Below are 18,570 nucleotides of genomic sequence, written 5' to 3'. Positions count from 1 at the left end.
TTTGCATAAATGATCAGCCTTTAGGGGCCTTTTAAAATCAAATTGGTATTACCAACTTTAATTTCATCTTATAGTTTTGCTAATTTATCTCTCTATTCTACTTATTGATCAATGAGGTGTTAGACTTCGTAAGGTAATGGGAATAATAATTAATTAAGGTGCTGTGTTGAAATCACATAATTTTATAATCGGTGTGCTCAGTACATTGATATTTATCTGTACCCCTGCAATGAGCGCAAACGTTGTAGTGCAAAAAATTACATTAGAAAACGCCAAACAACAGGTTCAAGCAGTTGGAAATACAGAGGCAATACATTCGGTTGTCATGTATCCGGCAGTAGGCGATAGAGTAACAGGCGTTTTTTTTAAGCCAGGTGATAAAGTAAATAAAGGTGATATTTTACTAGAACTTGATTCTCGTAGGCAAAAAGCTGCGCTTGATGAGGCTAAAATTAGACTTGCCGACACCCGGCGAATATTAAAACGATTAGAAAAAAGTCAGGCCAAAGGGGCTGTACCCAAAAGCGATGTTGATGATGCTAAAACCGTTGTAGAGCTTGCCAAAGTAACGTTAGTACAGGCGCAAACTGAGCTTGAAGACAGAAAAGTAATTGCGCCGATAGATGGCATAATGGGGCTTACAGATGTAGAGGAAGGCGATAGAATAACCGAGCAAACCGCTATTGCTACAATCGATGATACAACAAGCCTGTATATAAATTTTAATGCGCCTGAGTCGGCCATTACTATGTTGCGTAATAAAAGCAGCTTAACGGTATTTCCTTGGCAATCAGGGACTGCCATCAACGCTGATATTGCCTATTTAGATTCACGCGTAGACCCACAAACCCGCACTTTACGCGTTAAAGCAAAGCTAAATAATGAAAAACAACGATTTTTACCCGGCATGAGCTTTAGGGTACATATTGAAGTGCTAGGCGAGCGTTTTGCTGCAATCCCTGAGGCTGCATTACTGTGGGGGGCAACTGGTCCATACGTATGGACTAGTGTAGATAAAAAAGCAACCCGTGTTGATATAAAAATAGAGCAGCGTTTGGCGGGGCGATTATTGGTTTCTGGGCCGTTAACTAAAGGCGATATTTTAGTCATTGAAGGGGTACAACGCTTACGTGCAGGCCAAGAACTAAGCTTTAATTTATCTGCACAAGATACGCAGGAGTAGGTATGAAACAGCAACCTATGATGCACGATTTACCCTCGATGGCGATTCGCCGCCCAGTCCTTATTGTGGTGCTTAACTTATTAATTATTATTGCAGGTATTGCGGCTATAGCGGGAGTTGAAGTAAGAGAGCTTCCTGATGTGGATAGACCACGTATTACGGTTTCGGCCCCTTTTCCTGGTGGCTCGCCTGAGACCGTTGATACCGAAGTAACCAGTAAATTAGAAGGCGCAGTGGCACGTGTAAGTGGCGTTAAATCAATACGCGCACAAAGTGAAGAGGGAAATGCACGTATTGTGGTCGAATTTAGACCAGGAATAAACTTAGATGACGCTGCAAATGAGACGCGTGAGTCTGTTGCACGTGTAGAGCGAGACCTTCCAGAGGAAGTGGAACGTGTGTCTATTATTAAAGCCGACAACGACGCCGAAGCGGTTGTATCGCTAACTGTATCCAGTGAAAGTTTATCGCTTGAAGCACTTACCGAGCGCGTAAATGTTGACTTAGCGCCACAATTTTTAACCATTCAGGGTGTCGCAGATGTACGCTTAAACGGTGATAGAGAACGAGTATTAAGAGTACGCATAGACCCATTAAAACTAAGTAGCTTTAATTTAACTGTGCCCGATGTAGCACAAGTGCTTAGCCAAGCCCCATTTGACGTACCTGCAGGGAGTTTAAAGGCAAACGATCAGCAAATTATTGTCCGTGCTGATGCTACATCAATCACCCCTGAGCAAGTGGGCGATATAATAATTCAAGGCGACACCTGTATTAGCGATATTGCAGCCGTTTATTTTGGGCCTGCCGATCCGCGCTCTATGGTAAGGCTAAACGGTAAACCTGTTATTGGTATGGAAATTATTCGCCAAGCACAATCAAATACAATTGAAATATCAGATGAAGTCCTCAAGCTTATAAAAAATATGCAAACGCGCTTTCTAGAAATGGAATTTACGCTTACCTCTGATGATGCACAATTTATAAGAAGCTCAGTCGATGAAGTAATTTACTCTTTGTTACTCACTGTACTGTTAGTGGTAATCACTTTATGGGTATTTATTGGTTCTTGGCGTGCTACTTTAGTACCTGCTTTTGCTATTCCTGTTGCTTTAATTGGTTCTTTAGCGCTTATATGGGCATTGGGTTTTTCAATAAATATTTTAACCTTGTTGGCGCTTGTATTAGCCACTGGCCTAATTGTTGATGATGCCATAGTAGTAAGTGAAAATATTCAGCGCCAGCGAGGGCTTGGTTTAGGACGCCGAGCAGCTGCTGTAATAGGCACGCGAGAGGTGTTTTTTGCTGTTGTGGCAACCACCGCAGTACTGGCTGCTGTATTTATACCCATTGCATTTTTGCCCTCTACGGCGGGTCGCTTATTTAGAGAGTTTGGCGGTGTTCTTGCAGGCGCCGTGATTATATCAAGCTTTGTTGCACTTTCATTAGTGCCTGCGCTTACCTCTAAATTAAAGTTAAAGCAGGGGGGCTTTCACCCGTTTGCAAAGCTAGGCCACTGGCTTGGCGCAATTTATACAAAATCAATTCATAAGGTGCTTAACCACGCGTGGCTTACGTTTTCGGCGTGTTTATTGGTTGCCGCTGGCTCAGGGGCATTGTACGCCAGTTTAGATAGTGAGCTTTTGCCCACAGAAGACCGAGGTAAAATTCGTATATTTGCACGAGGCCCAGATGGTGTAGGGCTTAACTTTATGGATAGGCAAGCGATAAAAATGGAAGATATTTTACTTCCGTTTGTCGATAGTGGCGAAATCGAGTCTATTTATACTGTTGTAGGCCAATGGGACCCTAATATTGTGTTTATCACTGTGCCATTAAAGCATTGGGATGAGCGCCATTTTAGTCAACAAGAAATTATTAACAAAATACGACAACCGCTTGGCGATATTCCAGGAGCACCGGCATACCCAGGTGGTGCAAATAGTTTAAATTTACGCGGCCAAGGGGGAGGCGTTGAAATAGCGTTACTTGGTCAAGATTATTTGCAAATATTTAAAGCGGCACAGCAGTTTTCTGCGGCCTTAGAAAAAGCCGTTCCTGAGGTGGCACCTGTGCGTATTTCGTATCAACCATCGCAACCACAACTTCGTGTAAATATAGACAGACGACGTGCACAAGAGCTAGGAGTAGCACTAAACGACATTGCCATTACCTTGCGCGCAGCAATAAATGGCGACGACGTAGAAGATTTAAACATTGGCGATCAGTCTGTGCCAATTATGCTACAAGCGCAAAACCAAACCATAAACAGTCCAAGTGACTTGGCAAATTTATACATCAGAGCGGGTAATGGCAGTTTAGTGCCGTTAAGTAGTGTGGCGAATATTTCTGAAGAAGGCGTGGCTGCAGAGCTTGAGCGACATGCTCAGCGTCGTTCAATAGAGCTCAGCATGGAACTGCCAGAGTCGTTAACCATAGCTGCTTTAGTAGAGCAAATAAAAACCGTGTCTGAACAATCGTTAGAACCAGGTATTGCTCTTGCGTTTAAAGGTGAAGCGCTAACGTATGAAGAAACATCCAGCGAAGTACTCATAACCTATGTACTTGCTTTTTTAATCGTATTTTTAGTGTTGGCCGCGCAATTTGAAAATGTAAATAGTGCCATTGTGGTAATGATAACTGTTCCCTTTGGTATTACCTCGGCCATATTAGCGCTTTATTTAACCGGTACGTCGTTAAATATTTACTCTCAAATAGGTTTAGTGATGCTGATAGGCTTAATCGCTAAAAATGCGATTTTGCTTGTTGAATTTGCAGATCAGTTACGCGATCAAGGCTTAACGGTCAGAAAAGCTGTCGAGCAAGCTGCAATGGTGCGTTTGCGTCCAATTACAATGACCCTTATATCGACACTGCTTGGTGCGTTGCCGCTAATCCTCTCTACAGGCGCAGGGGCTGAGGCCCGAAATGCCATAGGCTGGGTGGTGTTTGGCGGCTTAGCATTGGCGGTATTGTTTACGCTTTATCTTACTCCAGTAATTTACTTAGGCTTAGCACGTTTTACTACACCAAGAGGGGATGAATCTAAGCAACTCGCACAAGAGCTTGAAAAATAGACTAACCTTAATGCCATGCCCAGCCATGTTATTAAATTAAAATGTGCTGGGCATGCTTATGGGTTGATTGGCAGACCTTGTTTGTTAAGATAGCTTCTTAAGCATATTCATGCCTTTTGTCTGGCCACAAGGAATCCTCAATGCAAGCCGAACAAGTTGAAATTGCGCAATTTTTAGCGCAGCACCCGCCATTTGATGACTTACCCACAAACGCGTTAAACGAGCTTGCGCAACAAGTTGAGGTTGCTTACTACCGCTCGCAAACTGATATATTAACGCTGGGCCAAGATATCGCTGATTTATTTATTATTCGCAGTGGCTCTGTGGAAATATATCGTCGTAATAACGAGCTCTATAATCGTTTAGATGTAGGGGGAATTTTTGGCCAAATGGGCCTATTGATGAACCGTAAAGTACGTTTTCCTGCTAAAGCATTGGAAGATACGCTGGTTTATTGTATTAACTTTGAATTGTTTAATCGTTATTGCGATGAGTTTGATAGTTTTGCTGATTATTTTGAAGCTGATGGCAATGTACGTCTTCGCCAAGCGTTAGTTGAACAAGCCGACAGTAACGACTTAACAACCGCCAAAGTTAAATCACTCATTCACCGGGATGTAGTAACGCTAAGTACTCAAACAACCATTCAAGATGTTGCTAAAGTAATGACAGAAGAAGCGGTATCTTCTGTTTTAGTTACCGATTTAGACAAACCCATTAGTGACGATCCTGAAGAGGACGATGGGCAAATTGTCGGTATTATCACCGACCGCGATATACGCACAAAAGTGGTAGCACAAGGGCTAGGCCTTGACGTTACCGCAGATAAAATTATGTCGACGAACCTTGTACTACTTGATTCAAATGCGTATGTATTTGAAGCGGTGCTTGCGATGCTGCGTGATAACTTGCACCACTTACCTGTTGTACAAAAGCGCCGTCCCATTGGGGTTATTTCATTATCCGATATTTTAAGGTACGAGTCGCAAAGTAGCTTACTTTTAGTACGCGGTATTTTAGCGCAGCAAACGATTGAAGATTTGGCACATTATGCTCGCCAATTACCGAGTGTATTTGTGCGTATGGTAAATGAAGACGCTAATTCACATATGATAGGTACGGCAATGGCCGTAATAGGGCGTACTTTTAAACAGCGCTTATTGGTATTAGCTGAAGAAAAGTATGGTCCGCCGCCAGTACCTTACTGTTTTATAGCGTTAGGCTCTATGGCGCGAGATGAGCAGCTTATTGTAACAGATCAAGATAACGCGCTTATTTTAGATGACAATTATGATGATGCAAAACATAACGAGTACTTTCAAAATATTTCTGATTTTGTGTGCGATGGCTTAGCGCAATGTGGTTATACCTATTGCAGTGGCGAGATTATGGCCTCGTTTAAAAAGTGGCGCAAAACACGCTCGCAATGGTTTGATCAATTCTCACAATGGATAGCCTTACCCAAACCACAAGCACTGCTTAACAGCTCTATATTTTTTGATTTAGATGGGGTGTGGGGTAAAACAAAGTGGGCCGATGAGCTAAAAATTTTTATTGCCAAACAAAGTAAACAAAACCGCGTATTTTTAGCGAATATGGCTGCTAATGCCCGAAACCGCACACCGCCACTTGGGTTTTTTAAAGGCTTTGTGCTGGAGCATAACGGCCAGCATAAGCGCTCAATGAACTTAAAACGACGAGGCACCGCGCCGCTTTCTGATGTGATAAGAGTGCATGCACTGGCAATAGGCTCTCGTAAGCAAAATTCGTTTGAACGCCTTGAAGATATTATAGAGTCACGTCTGTTGCCTGAGGGCAAAGCGCAAGATTTACGTGACGCGTTAGAATACATTGCCATGATGCGAATACGCCATCAAGCATGGCAAATAGAGCAAGAAGAAGAGCCCGATAACGACATAGACCCGCATTTACTTTCGCCGTTTGAGCAACGTAATTTAAAAGAAGCATTTGCCATACTCGAAAAAGCACAAAGCTACTTAAAGTTTAGCTACTCAGCCAATGCGGGTGTTAAGTAACGAATGGCTAAACAATCGTATTTTGACTGGCAGGCCCATTATAAAACGTTGGCTAAAAACGCTAAAAATGAGCATTTAAAAGCGTTTTATCAGCACGCTTATGGTGATACGCACACGCCAATAAAAGACATTTCGTTTGTAGCTCTTGATTTTGAGACAACCGGTCTAAATAGTGAGGTAGACGATATAGTTAGTATTGGCTTAGTCCCTTTTACATTGCAAAGAGTGTATTGCACAGATGCTAAACATTGGGTGGTACAACCGCGTAAAAGCTTAAGTGAGGAGTCGATTGTTATTCATGGTATTACTCACTCAGAAGTAGATGATGCCCCTGATTTAACCTCTCGGCTAAGACCGCTACTTGATGCACTTAGTGGTAAAGTCGTGGTGGTACATTATGCAGCGATAGAGCGGCACTTTTTGAATAATGCATTACTTGCGCGAATTAACGAAGGGATCCAGTTTGCGTTAGTCGACACTATGGAACTTGAGCAACGAGCATTGCGCGCCCGACAAGGGTTAATAGGGCGGTTGTTTAATCAAAAAGTAGGTTCACTGAGGCTAACTGACTGTCGAAGTCGCTACTCTTTGCCTGCGTACCAAAACCATAATGCACTAACTGATGCATTAGCTACAGCAGAGTTGCTGATTGCACAGGTGCAATATCATTACCGTGATGATACACCATTGGGTGAGTTACTAAGCTAAATCTATTTTTAAATTTATTAAACAACGTTTATTTTAGTCAATAAAAACGCCGCAAATAATGCGGCGTTTTTTATAGTTATTTTATTAAAGCTAACTACTTAGCAGCACGAGGCTCAGTACGTAGCCCTAACAATAGGCTTACACACATAAGTAGTAACACTAAAGTAAACGGAAGGCCCGTTGAAACAGCCCCCGCTTGCAGCGCTTGAATTGCTTCTGTACCGCCAATCCATAAAAGTGCAGCGGCAATAGAGCCCTCAACCGTAGCCCAAAAAATACGTTGTGGTACAGGTGCATCTACTTTACCGCCTGCTGTAATAGAGTCGATAACTAATGAACCCGAGTCAGAAGAGGTAATGAAAAACACTAATACTAAAACCACAGCAAGGAACGAAAGCACGCTCGACATTGGCAATTCGTCTAGCATTTGGAACATTGCCATAGGTACATCGGTTAAACCGTTTACGCCTAAGCTGCCTACACCTTGCACAACTTGGTCGATGGCTATACCGCCGTAAATAGACATCCATAAAATAGTAACCGCAGTAGGAATTAATAATACAGCGATTAAAAACTCTCTAATTGTACGACCACGAGAGACACGCGCAATAAACATACCTACAAACGGTGACCACGAAATCCACCATGCCCAGTAAAAAACTGTCCACCCGTGCATCCATGTTTCGTCTTCACGACCATGTGGGTTGCTCAGCGGGATAATATTTTCGATGTAGCCCATTACCGTGTTTGGTACATTACCAATTGCCACTGCAAAGCCAACTAAACCAACAAATAAGAGTAAGGCAAATGCGATAAGCATATTTATATTACTAAGTACTTTTACGCCGCCATCAATACCGCGCACAACTGAAATAATAGCCAGCAAAGTAACGCCTATAATAACTAATAATTGCGCGCCTACACCACCTTCAGTACCAAATACATGATTAATACCTGCAGAAGCTTGTTGCGCCCCCAAACCTAACGAGGTTGCAAGGCCAAACAAAGTAGCAAGCACAGCAAGAATATCAATAATATGACCAGGCCACCCCCACGCTTTGTCGCCTAATAGTGGATAAAAAATCGAGCGGATTGATAAAGGAAGACCTTTATTATAAGTAAAAAACGCAAGGGAGAGTGCTACAACAGCATAAATTGCCCATGGATGAAGCCCCCAGTGAAACATAGTAGCTCCCATTGCTACTTTTGCAGCTTCTGGTGTATTAGCGGTTACATTTAGCGGGGTCTCGTACCAGCCTGTAAAGTAAGCTACTGGCTCTGCAACACCCCAAAACATTAACCCAATACCCATACCTGCAGCAAATAACATTGCAAGCCATGACATACGCGAGTGCGTTGGTTTGGCTCCTTCTCCACCTAAACGGACATTACCGTATGGCGATACAATCAGCGCCAAGCAAAAAATAACAAAGAAGTTTGCTGCCCACATAAAAAACGCATCAAAGTTATTTATTATATCGAGTTTAATACCATCAAGTGTTGATTTTGCTGTTTGCGCATCAGTAACAAGAATGGCGACTAAAAAGATGACAATCAAACCGGCACTAATACCAAAAACAGGATTATGTATATCAAACCCCCATTTTTGTACGTTATCTTGACCTACGGTGTAGTCCGTATTATCAATACTATACTTGTCATGATTTTCGCTCATGAATACCTCTTATGTTGTCCTAACAAGCCAGAGAGCTCCGGCGTAATACTAAGTTAATTACCTCTAAAGTAAGTTGCAATATTTACAATAAAACTTATTTGAGAACTAATTAATTTAATCATAGATCATACCCTTAATAGTGTATGAGTTAAATCGTAAATGTAAAACTATTTGGTTATAAATCACTGATTACTTAGTGCTAAATGCTATTTATAGATAGAAATATAAGCTATTGTTAATTCAGTGAGTGTTAAAAATTAGTTTGTTATTAAACTAAAATTAATGCTACCTCATAAAATTCGTTTATTAGTAAATGAATTTCCCTTCAATATGAACGGGTTTATTACCAGTTTAATCATTATGTTACATGCATAAAGGTAAAATCTGAGGTAGGCTATATTTTAATCACAAAAGAGTGAAAAGGGACGAACTTAAATATGCTAAACACGCAAGCGAACGAAGTGCACAGCTTTGAGAAAACACAGGCACAATTTCAGCTAGTTCGCCAACATAGCCTTACGCTTATAAAAGATTTAAGTGCAGAAGACTGCCAATTACAAGCAATGGATGATGTAAGTCCAATAAAATGGCATTTAGCACACACCACCTGGTTTTTTGAAACATTTTTACTTGCAAAGTACCTGCCTAACTACACACTCTTTGATGAACAATTTAAGGTATTGTTTAACTCCTACTACAATGGCATAGGTGAGCAATTTAAGCGTGCGAATAGAGGATGTTTATCTCGCCCTAGTTTAGAGGAGGTGATGCGCTACAGAGCCTATGTTGATAATGCCGTCAATGAGCTACTTCAATCAGGCACTAACCAAACACTGTGTAATATAATAGAACTTGGGCTGAATCATGAGCAACAACATCAAGAGCTCATGCTGATGGATATTAAATATAATTTTTCGGTTAATCCTAGTTTTCCTGTCTACCGCCAAGCCCCGAGTAACCTAATCGAGGGTAGTTATTCGTTAGGCACTTTAAAATATACCGAATTTAGCCAAAGCATAACCAATATAGGGGCTGATGCCAAAAATGGCTTTTCGTACGATAACGAGCAACCTAAACATCAAGCTCTTATTCATCCGTTTAGGTTTGCAAACCGACTAGTGACAAATAGAGAGTATTTACAATTTATAGAGGCGGGGGGATATAAAACTCCCTCATTTTGGTTAAGTGATGGCTGGGCTAATGTAAACGCTCAGCAAGTTAGTCACCCTTTATACTGGCAGTCTATTGAGGGGCAGTGGTTTGAATTTACCCTCTACGGATTGCAGCCCTTAAATTTAGATGCCCCAGTGAGTCATGTAAATTATTTTGAAGCGGCAGCTTACGCTAATTTTGTGAGTGCGCGTCTACCTACTGAATTTGAATGGGAGTATGTAGCCCAGCAGCAAGTACTTAAACAACCGCAAAATAATTTGCTCACGCCAACTGTATGTAAACAGCCAGATACCATCTCACATTTAAGTGATACATGCTGGCAGTGGACTAATAGCGCTTATTTACCTTACCCAGGCTTCAAACCCTTTAGCGGAGATGCAGGGGAGTACAATGGTAAATTTATGAATAACCAAATGGTTTTACGTGGCGGGTGTGTGTTTACCCCAAAAGATCATTTAAGACAGACCTACCGTAACTTTTTTTATCCACACCAAGCGTGGATGTGCAGCGGCATAAGACTAGCAAAGGACTTACTATGAGCCAAGTAACAGCAATTAATCAGCAATCAATAACCGATCTAGACTTTTTAAATGATGTATTACATGGACTTGCTCAACAGCAAAAGTCGTTGCCGTGTAAGTATTTTTACGATGATAAAGGGGCGGCATTATTCGAGCAAATAACCTCTTTGCAAGAGTACTATGTTACCCGTACTGAACTTGCCATCTTAGAGAATTACTCAAAAGCTATCGCTAATATATTGCCAGAAAACCTATCAATTATTGAGCCTGGCTGTGGCTCAGGTAAAAAGGTCGCGTATTTACTTGCCCATATGAGCAACGTAAAAACCTTTGTCCCCTTTGAAATATCATCAGAAATGCTTAATTACTCGTTAGCGCATTTATCGCCGTTATTCCCGGAGCTGGCCATTACGCCACTGTTAGGTGATTTTACCCATAGCCAAATGGTTAAGCAGCTAACAAAAGACACTGCTTTAGATAGCCAAACAAATTTAGTTTATTTTCCAGGTTCTACACTAGGTAACTTTGCGCCAGTAAAAGCCATAGAAATCATGAAAAATTTTTTCCGTTTGTGCGGCGTTGATGGTTATGTATTAATAGGAATTGATTTAGTAAAAGAACGACAAGTGTTACTAGATGCCTACGATGATAAAGCCGGCATTACCGCCGCCTTTAATAAAAACTTACTACAGCGTATAAATAACGAATTAAATGGCACGTTTATTTTAGATAATTTTAAACACGAATCGCGATTTAACGAAGTGCACAGCCGCATTGAAATGCATTTAGTGAGCAAGTGTAATCAAAGTGTGGTTATTAACGATAAGCAAATAGACTTTGTAGCGGGAGAGAGCATCCACACTGAGAACTCGCACAAATATACGCTTGAGTCGTTTAAAAACCTTGCTGCCCAAGCTAATTTATCGCTTGAACAAACATGGCAGGACGAGAAAAGCTATTTTGCACTTTGCCTACTAAGGCCAATGTAACAGCTTAATTTACAACGACCTGATTGCTGTTAAATGTATAGTTTAGCAGCGCACCTTTTGATGACTGCTGAATAAGAGTTGCTTCATTTAAACCATGTAGTCTAAAAATAAGTGGCGCTATAACCGACACAGCGGAGCCTGTAGCCGAATCTTCATTTACCCCAAATTGCGGCGCAAAATACCTAAAATGCGCGCAGGCATTGCTTTTATCAATACTATGTATTTGCAATGCAATTACCGCATTGTTATGCACTTTTGCTAGGCGCGTAAAATCAACCTTTAATTGCTTTAAATCAACTATGTGGTTAAACAGTACAACGGTATAACCGCTCTTATGAGCTGTTGAGTAAGTTGCTTTTATAGAATGTGAAAATACACCTCTAAGACTATTAACCTTATCAACCTTTTTTAAATTAATAGCCGCTAGCTGAAGTTGCACACGGCCTTTATCACGCTTTATTTTAAACCGCTCTTTATCGTTCGAAATAAAGTATAAAGGGCAAAAGCCAAAGTGGGCTAATAAACAGTTTGCAGCAGCAAGGGTGCCATGGCCACAGCGCTTAATTTCTGATGTTTGGTTAAACCAGCGAATGTTACATATATGGCGAGAAATTTCGCTTTCATTTAAAAAAACGGTCGCAGGGTGCTGCGAATTTGCGGCAATATTTTGCATTACGCGCGTACTTAACCCTTGTTTATAAATAACAATTAACGCACGTGAACCAGCTAAGTTAAAACGTGAACTAGAAAATACAGGAACTGAATAGAGATGCTTTATATACCGCAACATAGGCTGCTTGAGCCTACATTGCGATAAAAAGGTGCGTTTAGCCTTTGCTTGCATACGCGTCGTTGTGGACGCCTGCAGCACGGCCTGATGGGTCAGCATTATTTTGAAATGATGCATCCCATGCAAGTGCTTCAGGGGTTGAACACGCAACCGACTTACCATGTGGTACACATTTAGCTGATGCATCACCTGGGAAATGTGATTCAAAAATAGAGCGATAGTAATAGGCTTCTTTTGAATCTGGCGTATTAATTGGATATTTAAACTTAGCATTAGCAAGCTCTTGGTCACTTACTTGCTCGTTTACAAACTCTTTTAACGTGTCTATCCAGCTGTAGCCAACACCGTCAGAGAATTGCTCTTTTTGGCGCCACAGTACTTCTTCAGGCAGGTAGCCATCGAAACCTTCGCGCAAAATGTGCTTTTCAATTTTGCCATCTTTACACATTTTAGCTTCAGGGTTGATACGCATAGCCACATCAACAAACTCTTTATCAAGAAACGGTACACGTGCTTCTACGCCCCATGCAGCCATTGACTTATTAGCACGTAAACAGTCAAACATATGCAGCTTTGACACTTTACGGTTTAGCTCTTCATGGAATTCTTGTGCGTTTGGTGCTTTATGGAAGTATAAATAGCCACCAAATAGTTCATCAGCGCCTTCGCCCGATAACACCATTTTAATACCCATAGCTTTAATTTGGCGCGCCATTAGGTACATTGGCGTTGAAGCACGTATGGTAGTTACATCGTACGTTTCAATGTGGTAAATAACCTCACGAAGCGCATCAATACCTTCTTGAATGGTAAAGTGAATAGGGTGATGCACTGTGCCAATCATATCCGCTACTTTTTGCGCAGCGGCTAAATCAGGTGACCCCTCAAGGCCAACAGAAAATGAATGTAGCTTAGGCCACCATGCGTCACTTTCATCGTTATCTTCAATACGTTTAGCAGCAAAACGTTGCGTAATAGCCGAAATAACCGACGAGTCTAAACCACCTGATAGCAATACGCCATAAGGTACATCACACATTAGCTGGCGTTTTACAGCGCCCTCTAACGCTTCTTTTACGTCTTGCGCTTGTGCACTGTTATCTTTAACTGCATCGAAAGTTTCCCAGTCGCGTTTGTAATAAGGCTTAAGCTCTCCATCTTTGCTATAAAGGTAATGACCTGGAGGAAACTCTTCAATATGCCTACAAATTGGCGAGAGCGCTTTAAGCTCAGAAGCAACATAAAAATTACCATGCTCATCGTGGCCAGTATAAAGTGGAATAATACCAATGTGATCTCGGCCAATTAAGTACGCATCGTTTTCTTCATCGTATAAACAAAATGCAAAAATACCATTTAGGTCATCTAAAAACTCAGGCCCTTTTTGTTTGTATAACGCTAGAATAACTTCACAGTCTGATTGAGTTTGAAATTCAAAATCAACTTCTAACTCTGCTGCCAGCTCTTTATGATTATAAATTTCGCCGTTAACCGCTAATATATTTGTTTTTTCAGGGTTATATAATGGTTGTGCGCCACTTGAAACACCTACAATAGCTAAGCGTTCATGCACTAAAATCGCTTTTTCAGATGAATATACACCAGACCAATCTGGGCCGCGGTGCCTTAGTAACTTTGACATTTCAATTGCTTGGGTACGCAACTGAGTGGCGTTAGATTTAATATCTAATACACCAAAAATTGAACACATAGTAACTCCTCATTCCTATTATGTGTGCAGCAAAGCAACGTTGCTGTACTGCGAAACCTTGTTTTATCAGAAATAATTACTCAAGTCACACTGCTTTTGCAATTAATTAAGAATAATTTATGCACCAAGTGCAATGCTTTCGCACCATGTTGGTGCTTTGTGTGAAGGTGCGTTTATATTTACACCAAATTTATTATTAAAAGTGGCGTTAGTAAGGCTGTTAGCGCATTGTTTTAAAAAATTCACTTCACACAAATGCACTAAAGTTGTGCGAAATTTAAAGTAAAACTTAATTGTCTTACTGTATATTTTTTGTGTTTAAAGCTATTAACTACCTAAACTCAGCTTATTATTGCCTCTAAGCAAAGCGCAGTTAGCTATTTTAAATAGCCGCCAAATAGAGGCTTAATTGCCCACTTTTATAATTAACTGTATTTAAGCGCCAAGCTGAGCTGGTGTAAGTGACCTTCAAGCTTTTGTTTTGCCAATTTAGCTTGCTCATGGCTTACCTGCTTAAATTCAATAGAGTCACCGGGTCTAAATTGGGCAAATTGATGTAAATCAGCCTCTATTACCGTACCAAGTAATGGGTAGCCACCGGTTGTTTGAGCATCATTAAGTAATACAATAGGTTCGCCACTGGGCGGTAATTGAATCGAGCCTGGGCCTGTGCCCAATGAGGGCAGTGAATGACTATGAGTTAAGGGGCTTTCGTTTGTTAGTCTAAGTCCCATTCTGTTACTGTTATGGCTGACTTTAAAGGGTTTGGAGAAAAACTGTTTAAGAAGCGTATCACCTAATAGCTGTGCGTGCGGACTCGCGTGAACCCGAATCACTTTCAATTTAGGCGGGGTAATAGCACCGCGCTGTCTAAAGCGCGTTATTGTCACGGGCGATGTTTTTATCGCGATAATGTCGCCCTCACTAAGCGCTTTACCTGCTAAACCACCAAAGAGCGCGTTTAAATCGGTTGATTTTGAGCCCATCACATCTTTAACATCAATACCACCTTGTACGGCTACATAGGCACGCAAACCAGCGCGACCCGTATCAAAACTTAAAGTTTGTTTCGCTCTTACTTGGTAGCTCCAGCCTGGGTACAAGGGTGTTTCATCAAGCGCAGCGTTTAAATCAGCGCCTTGTAATGCGATAACTGTATCGGATTCAAACTGTAACTCGCACAGGCCTAATGTCACCTCAAGCACAGCTTCATTATCTTTGTTACCCACTAATTTATTAGCAATTATTTGTGCGTAAGGGTCTAAACAACCCGCTTGGCTAACACCTAAATGTCGATAACCGTAGCGTCCGCTATCTTGAATTGTAAGTTGTACGCCGGGTTTAAGAACTTTTATCACGTTATGCTCCTTGCACTGTGTTTATTGAAACAAACGATAGCGTATCGCCGGGTTTGAGTAAGCAAGGTTCTGCGTGTGTGCTATCAAAAAGAGGCGTATTAGTGTGGCCAATAATATGCCAACCGCCAGGTGTTTCTGCAGGGTAAATGGCGGTTTGATCTGAACCTAAAGCAACCGCACCTTTAGGCACTTTAGTACGCGGCGTATCTCTGCGTGGGATATGCAAGCGTGAGTCTAATCCATGAAGGTAGGCAAAACCGGGCTGAAACCCTAAAAATAAAACGTGGTAAGTGGTTTGACTGTGTATTTGAATAATTTGCTGGGGTGTTAAGTTAGTTTGTTTGGCAACAAAATCTAAATCTTCTCCTTCATAAGTAGTGTGTATTTTATGATGAGTGCCTGTAAATGTTGATGCGTGAACTTTGTCCCATAAATCTGGGAGAGCGTTTTTCCATTTTTCTAAATTATGAGCCGATTTTAAATAAAGCGTTAAAGAGTTCATGCCTGGGACTAAATCGATAAATTCGTTACTTTGCTTTAGATTCTTAGTGAGCGCCCAAATTTTTTTTTGAGTGTCTAACACATTGTTTTGTTTATGCTGTGTGGCATCTAATAGCAAACTGTTATTTGTTAAAGTAAATACCTGTGATAATGCAGTCATAACTTAATCTTTTTATACAACGTGAAGCAAAGCTAACATAGTTTTGTCAATTTAATCAGTACCTAGCCATAAGAAAACCGGCGAAGATAAAATGTAGACTCAAACTGAATACAAATTTAGTACGTATTTATTTGCTGAAATTAAAACATGGTTGGTTAGGTCTTAATTAAAACACGCAGGTATTAAGAGGTATTTATGACATTTTCTCGAACAGTTTATTTATTGGGCGCTGCTATTACCTTTAGCGCTGGCTGTTTTGCTTTATCAACAGAAAAAATAGAGCACAGTAACGTAGCGGCCACCATGCACATAAAAACCATAGTGCTAGGCTCTGGGTGTTTTTGGGGAGCCGAAAAACGTTACGAAGCACTAGAGGGGGTTATAGATGCAGAGTCGGGTTATGCTGATGGACACGGTTTTAAAGCAACCTATAAAAATATTACCGACCAATCTCGTCGTTTTGACGAAAATAACTACGCTGAAGTAGTGCAAGTTATGTACAACAGCAATGTGATTTCTTCTAAAGCATTGATACAAAATTACTTTGAAAGCCATGATCCTACACAATTGAACCGCCAAGGTAATGATATTGGCACGCAGTACCGATCAATTATTCTTACTACCACAAAAGAGCAAGCGCAGCTTGCAGATCAAGTTAAAGCCGAGTATCAGCTGTTATTAACAGAAACAGGCTATGGCCAAATAAAAACAGTAATAAAACCGCTTGAGGGGTTTGTATCTGCTGAGGAGTACCATCAAAATTATTTACAAAAGAACCCAAATGGCTATTGCCCAGATCACGCCACAGGTGTGGTTTTTAATAAAACTAAAAAAGTAGATGTAGACAATAACTTTTTACTAAGCGGCAAGCATATTGTGGTACTCGATTCGCGGGAGTATTGCCCTTACTGCGAAAAATTTAAAAAATTAGTAGTAAATGATTATAAAGGCTCAATTCCTTTAACCTTTCGCCATGCAGATGAACTCAAAGGGTTAACTATAAAATCGGCAACGTGGGCAACCCCTACAATTTTATTTTTAGAAAATGGTAAGGAGGTGTATGCACATCAAGGCTACGCGTCCCCCGCTGAATTTTATAAAGCGCTGGGTGCATTTAAGTTAGGTGATAGTGATGCATACGAGGTGGCATTTCATGAGCGCACAGACAGACCGTATTGCAAAGAGTATAAGGAATTTAAAAATACCCCCGATGGCGTATTTGTAGATAAGTTAAGTGGTGAACCCTTGTTTGATACTCGAGATAGATTTAATTCGGGCACAGGTTGGCTGTCGTTTAAGCATCCAGTAAAAAATAGTGTGACTAAACACAAGGATACAAGCTGGGGAATGACACGAATTGAGCTTAAATCTAAAAGTTCAGGTATTCATTTAGGGCACTTATTTATAGGTGAAGGGCCTAGAGGTACGGATAGGTATTGCATTAATGCCACAGTGTTAGAATTTAAACCCCGCGACAAAAGCTAATTTTTAAGGGCGATTCGTTCGCTCTTCTTTAAATAAATATAAACTTTAATTAACTGCAATTATGTTATATAAGTTTAGGTATCAACCAATAAAAGTGACGTTAAACTATCAAACTGATTTACACTTTAGCACTTGTGTATGGGCTTATAGCAATAAGCCCAACCCAAGCACAACCAAATGAAAAATATGTAATAGGCGTAGAAAATATCGAGTATATGCCTTATTACGATGGTAGTGGTACTTACAAACGTGATTATTTTGGTTTTAGCAAAGAGCTGCTGGAGTTATTTGCAAAACAGCAAAATATCAAGTTTGAGTTTTATACTTTACCAATTCCTCGCCTATATAAAGAGTTTATAGAGCATCACCATGTTGATTTTAAATATCCAGATAACCCTAATTGGCAAGTAAGCTACAAACGTCAGCACCAGCAAAGCATTAATTATTCTGTGCCTTCATTAGTTACACATACAGGTATAGCAAGTTTAAAAGACAATATTAAACTTGAAGACTGCAAATCACTTGCAAAAGTGCGTGGTTTTACATTACAAGGGCTTAATAAATTAACTTCAATGCCTAACTTAAAAGTAATCGAAAATGATAATGTTATTGAGATGATTTACTTGCTGCATAAAGAGCGAGTTGATTGTATATATATTTCACACGATGTACTTAAGTACAATATTGAGGAGTTTTTCGATACCCCTGTACCTGTGTTTTTTCAGCATCAGCTGCCAGTTGATCATCAAGCGTTTATGCTATCGAGCATTAAGCACCCACATCTTATTAGAAAGTTTAATGTATTTTTAAAAGAGAATGAAAATACCATTAAACAGCTAAAACAAAAGAATAACTTTATAATTGAATAATTCCAATCCGCAATAAATAGTAAATCCTTTGGTGGGGGTGATGTGTGGCTGTGTATGTTTAAAACGCGCATTTAAAACAATTGAATAGCGAATTTTTACTCAGCTATTAATATGGTTCTTAGCCTCAAAATAGATCATTTAATTAAGCGTATTAACGTACAAGGGCAGGGGCAAAAAATAGTGCTTATAAAATAAAAACGGCCCATATAAGGTCACCACCTCACATGAACCGCTTTTCACACTGACAACATCTTACACACACAATATAAGATTCTTTTAAGCGAGGGAAACGAAATTGTTCTATCTAAAGACAACTCCCAACCTCAGTCGCAGT

General features: G+C 40.5%; 13 protein-coding genes. 8 read left to right on the top strand and 5 right to left on the bottom strand.

Annotation, left to right across the window (positions count from 1 at the left end):
* The first annotated feature begins 166 nt into the window (after positions 1 to 166).
* From CWC17_RS09345 to CWC17_RS09330, 4 genes are all read left to right on the top strand, one after another.
* Positions 167 to 1,183, top strand: a complete 1,017-nt coding sequence (locus tag CWC17_RS09345) for an efflux RND transporter periplasmic adaptor subunit (protein ID WP_171042078.1) — start codon at positions 167 to 169, stop codon at positions 1,181 to 1,183.
* A 2-nt stretch (positions 1,184 to 1,185) separates the two neighbouring features.
* Positions 1,186 to 4,260 (top strand): efflux RND transporter permease subunit, encoded by a 3,075-nt coding sequence (locus CWC17_RS09340; protein WP_138612694.1) that lies wholly within the window; start codon positions 1,186 to 1,188, stop codon positions 4,258 to 4,260.
* 140 nt (positions 4,261 to 4,400) lie between these two features.
* Positions 4,401 to 6,296, top strand: coding sequence for a DUF294 nucleotidyltransferase-like domain-containing protein (locus CWC17_RS09335; protein ID WP_138541879.1), 1,896 nt, complete (start codon positions 4,401 to 4,403; stop codon positions 6,294 to 6,296).
* A gap of 3 nt (positions 6,297 to 6,299) precedes the next feature.
* Entirely contained in the window at positions 6,300 to 7,004 is a 705-nt protein-coding gene (locus CWC17_RS09330) for a 3'-5' exonuclease (RefSeq protein WP_138612693.1), read from the top strand.
* Between the two features lie 94 nt (positions 7,005 to 7,098).
* Here CWC17_RS09330 and CWC17_RS09325 read toward each other — a convergent pair whose 3' ends face one another.
* Positions 7,099 to 8,679: a BCCT family transporter gene (locus CWC17_RS09325; RefSeq protein WP_138541881.1), complete on the bottom strand. Its 1,581-nt coding sequence runs from the start codon at positions 8,677 to 8,679 to the stop codon at positions 7,099 to 7,101.
* Between the two features lie 437 nt (positions 8,680 to 9,116).
* Between CWC17_RS09325 and egtB the strand changes: the two genes are divergently transcribed.
* Together egtB and egtD are read left to right on the top strand one after the other, a co-directional pair.
* Complete coding sequence (egtB, locus tag CWC17_RS09320) at positions 9,117 to 10,391, top strand: ergothioneine biosynthesis protein EgtB (RefSeq protein ID WP_138612692.1); 1,275 nt, start codon at positions 9,117 to 9,119, stop codon at positions 10,389 to 10,391.
* Positions 10,388 to 11,362: an L-histidine N(alpha)-methyltransferase gene (gene egtD / locus CWC17_RS09315; protein WP_138612691.1), complete on the top strand. Its 975-nt coding sequence runs from the start codon at positions 10,388 to 10,390 to the stop codon at positions 11,360 to 11,362. Before egtB ends, egtD begins: the two co-directional genes overlap by 4 nt.
* Positions 11,363 to 11,366: 4 nt before the next feature.
* Here egtD and CWC17_RS09310 read toward each other — a convergent pair whose 3' ends face one another.
* The 4 genes from CWC17_RS09310 to pxpB form a co-directional block, all read right to left on the bottom strand.
* Positions 11,367 to 12,206 carry a PhzF family phenazine biosynthesis protein gene (locus tag CWC17_RS09310; RefSeq protein ID WP_138612690.1) on the bottom strand — a complete coding sequence of 280 codons (840 nt, stop codon included), beginning with the start codon at positions 12,204 to 12,206 and terminating at the stop codon, positions 11,367 to 11,369.
* Positions 12,190 to 13,863, bottom strand: coding sequence for an asparagine synthase B (gene asnB, locus CWC17_RS09305; protein WP_138612689.1), 1,674 nt, complete (start codon positions 13,861 to 13,863; stop codon positions 12,190 to 12,192). Before asnB ends, CWC17_RS09310 begins: the two co-directional genes overlap by 17 nt.
* A 425-nt stretch (positions 13,864 to 14,288) precedes the next feature.
* Positions 14,289 to 15,221: a 5-oxoprolinase subunit C family protein gene (locus CWC17_RS09300; protein WP_138612688.1), complete on the bottom strand. Its 933-nt coding sequence runs from the start codon at positions 15,219 to 15,221 to the stop codon at positions 14,289 to 14,291.
* A 1-nt stretch (position 15,222) separates the two neighbouring features.
* Positions 15,223 to 15,882: a 5-oxoprolinase subunit PxpB gene (gene pxpB, locus CWC17_RS09295; protein WP_138612687.1), complete on the bottom strand. Its 660-nt coding sequence runs from the start codon at positions 15,880 to 15,882 to the stop codon at positions 15,223 to 15,225.
* A gap of 195 nt (positions 15,883 to 16,077) precedes the next feature.
* Between pxpB and msrA the strand changes: the two genes are divergently transcribed.
* Complete coding sequence (msrA, locus tag CWC17_RS09290; RefSeq protein WP_138612686.1) at positions 16,078 to 17,367, top strand: peptide-methionine (S)-S-oxide reductase MsrA; 1,290 nt, start codon at positions 16,078 to 16,080, stop codon at positions 17,365 to 17,367.
* A gap of 134 nt (positions 17,368 to 17,501) precedes the next feature.
* Positions 17,502 to 18,236 (top strand): substrate-binding periplasmic protein, encoded by a 735-nt coding sequence (locus CWC17_RS09285; protein WP_249935912.1) that lies wholly within the window; start codon positions 17,502 to 17,504, stop codon positions 18,234 to 18,236.
* The last annotated feature ends 334 nt before the right edge of the window (positions 18,237 to 18,570 follow it).

Origin of the sequence: Pseudoalteromonas sp. S3785, from assembly GCF_005887365.1 — a bacterium.
Classification (GTDB): domain Bacteria; phylum Pseudomonadota; class Gammaproteobacteria; order Enterobacterales; family Alteromonadaceae; genus Pseudoalteromonas.
Note: the sequence above shows the minus strand (reverse complement) of the source record. Positions and strands in the feature narration are given on the sequence as shown.

What these genes read in the sequence shown, in the direction of transcription:
- CWC17_RS09340 (WP_138612694.1), top strand. Translation starts at nt 1,186, where the DNA reads ATGAAACAGCAACCTATGATGCACGATTTACCCTCGATGGCGATTCGC.
- CWC17_RS09335 (WP_138541879.1), top strand. Translation starts at nt 4,401, where the DNA reads ATGCAAGCCGAACAAGTTGAAATTGCGCAATTTTTAGCGCAGCACCCG.
- CWC17_RS09330 (WP_138612693.1), top strand. Translation starts at nt 6,300, where the DNA reads ATGGCTAAACAATCGTATTTTGACTGGCAGGCCCATTATAAAACGTTG.
- CWC17_RS09325 (WP_138541881.1), bottom strand. Translation starts at nt 8,679, where the DNA reads ATGAGCGAAAATCATGACAAGTATAGTATTGATAATACGGACTACACC.
- egtB (WP_138612692.1), top strand. Translation starts at nt 9,117, where the DNA reads ATGCTAAACACGCAAGCGAACGAAGTGCACAGCTTTGAGAAAACACAG.
- egtD (WP_138612691.1), top strand. Translation starts at nt 10,388, where the DNA reads ATGAGCCAAGTAACAGCAATTAATCAGCAATCAATAACCGATCTAGAC.
- CWC17_RS09310 (WP_138612690.1), bottom strand. Translation starts at nt 12,206, where the DNA reads ATGCAAGCAAAGGCTAAACGCACCTTTTTATCGCAATGTAGGCTCAAG.
- asnB (WP_138612689.1), bottom strand. Translation starts at nt 13,863, where the DNA reads ATGTGTTCAATTTTTGGTGTATTAGATATTAAATCTAACGCCACTCAG.
- pxpB (WP_138612687.1), bottom strand. Translation starts at nt 15,882, where the DNA reads ATGACTGCATTATCACAGGTATTTACTTTAACAAATAACAGTTTGCTA.
- msrA (WP_138612686.1), top strand. Translation starts at nt 16,078, where the DNA reads ATGACATTTTCTCGAACAGTTTATTTATTGGGCGCTGCTATTACCTTT.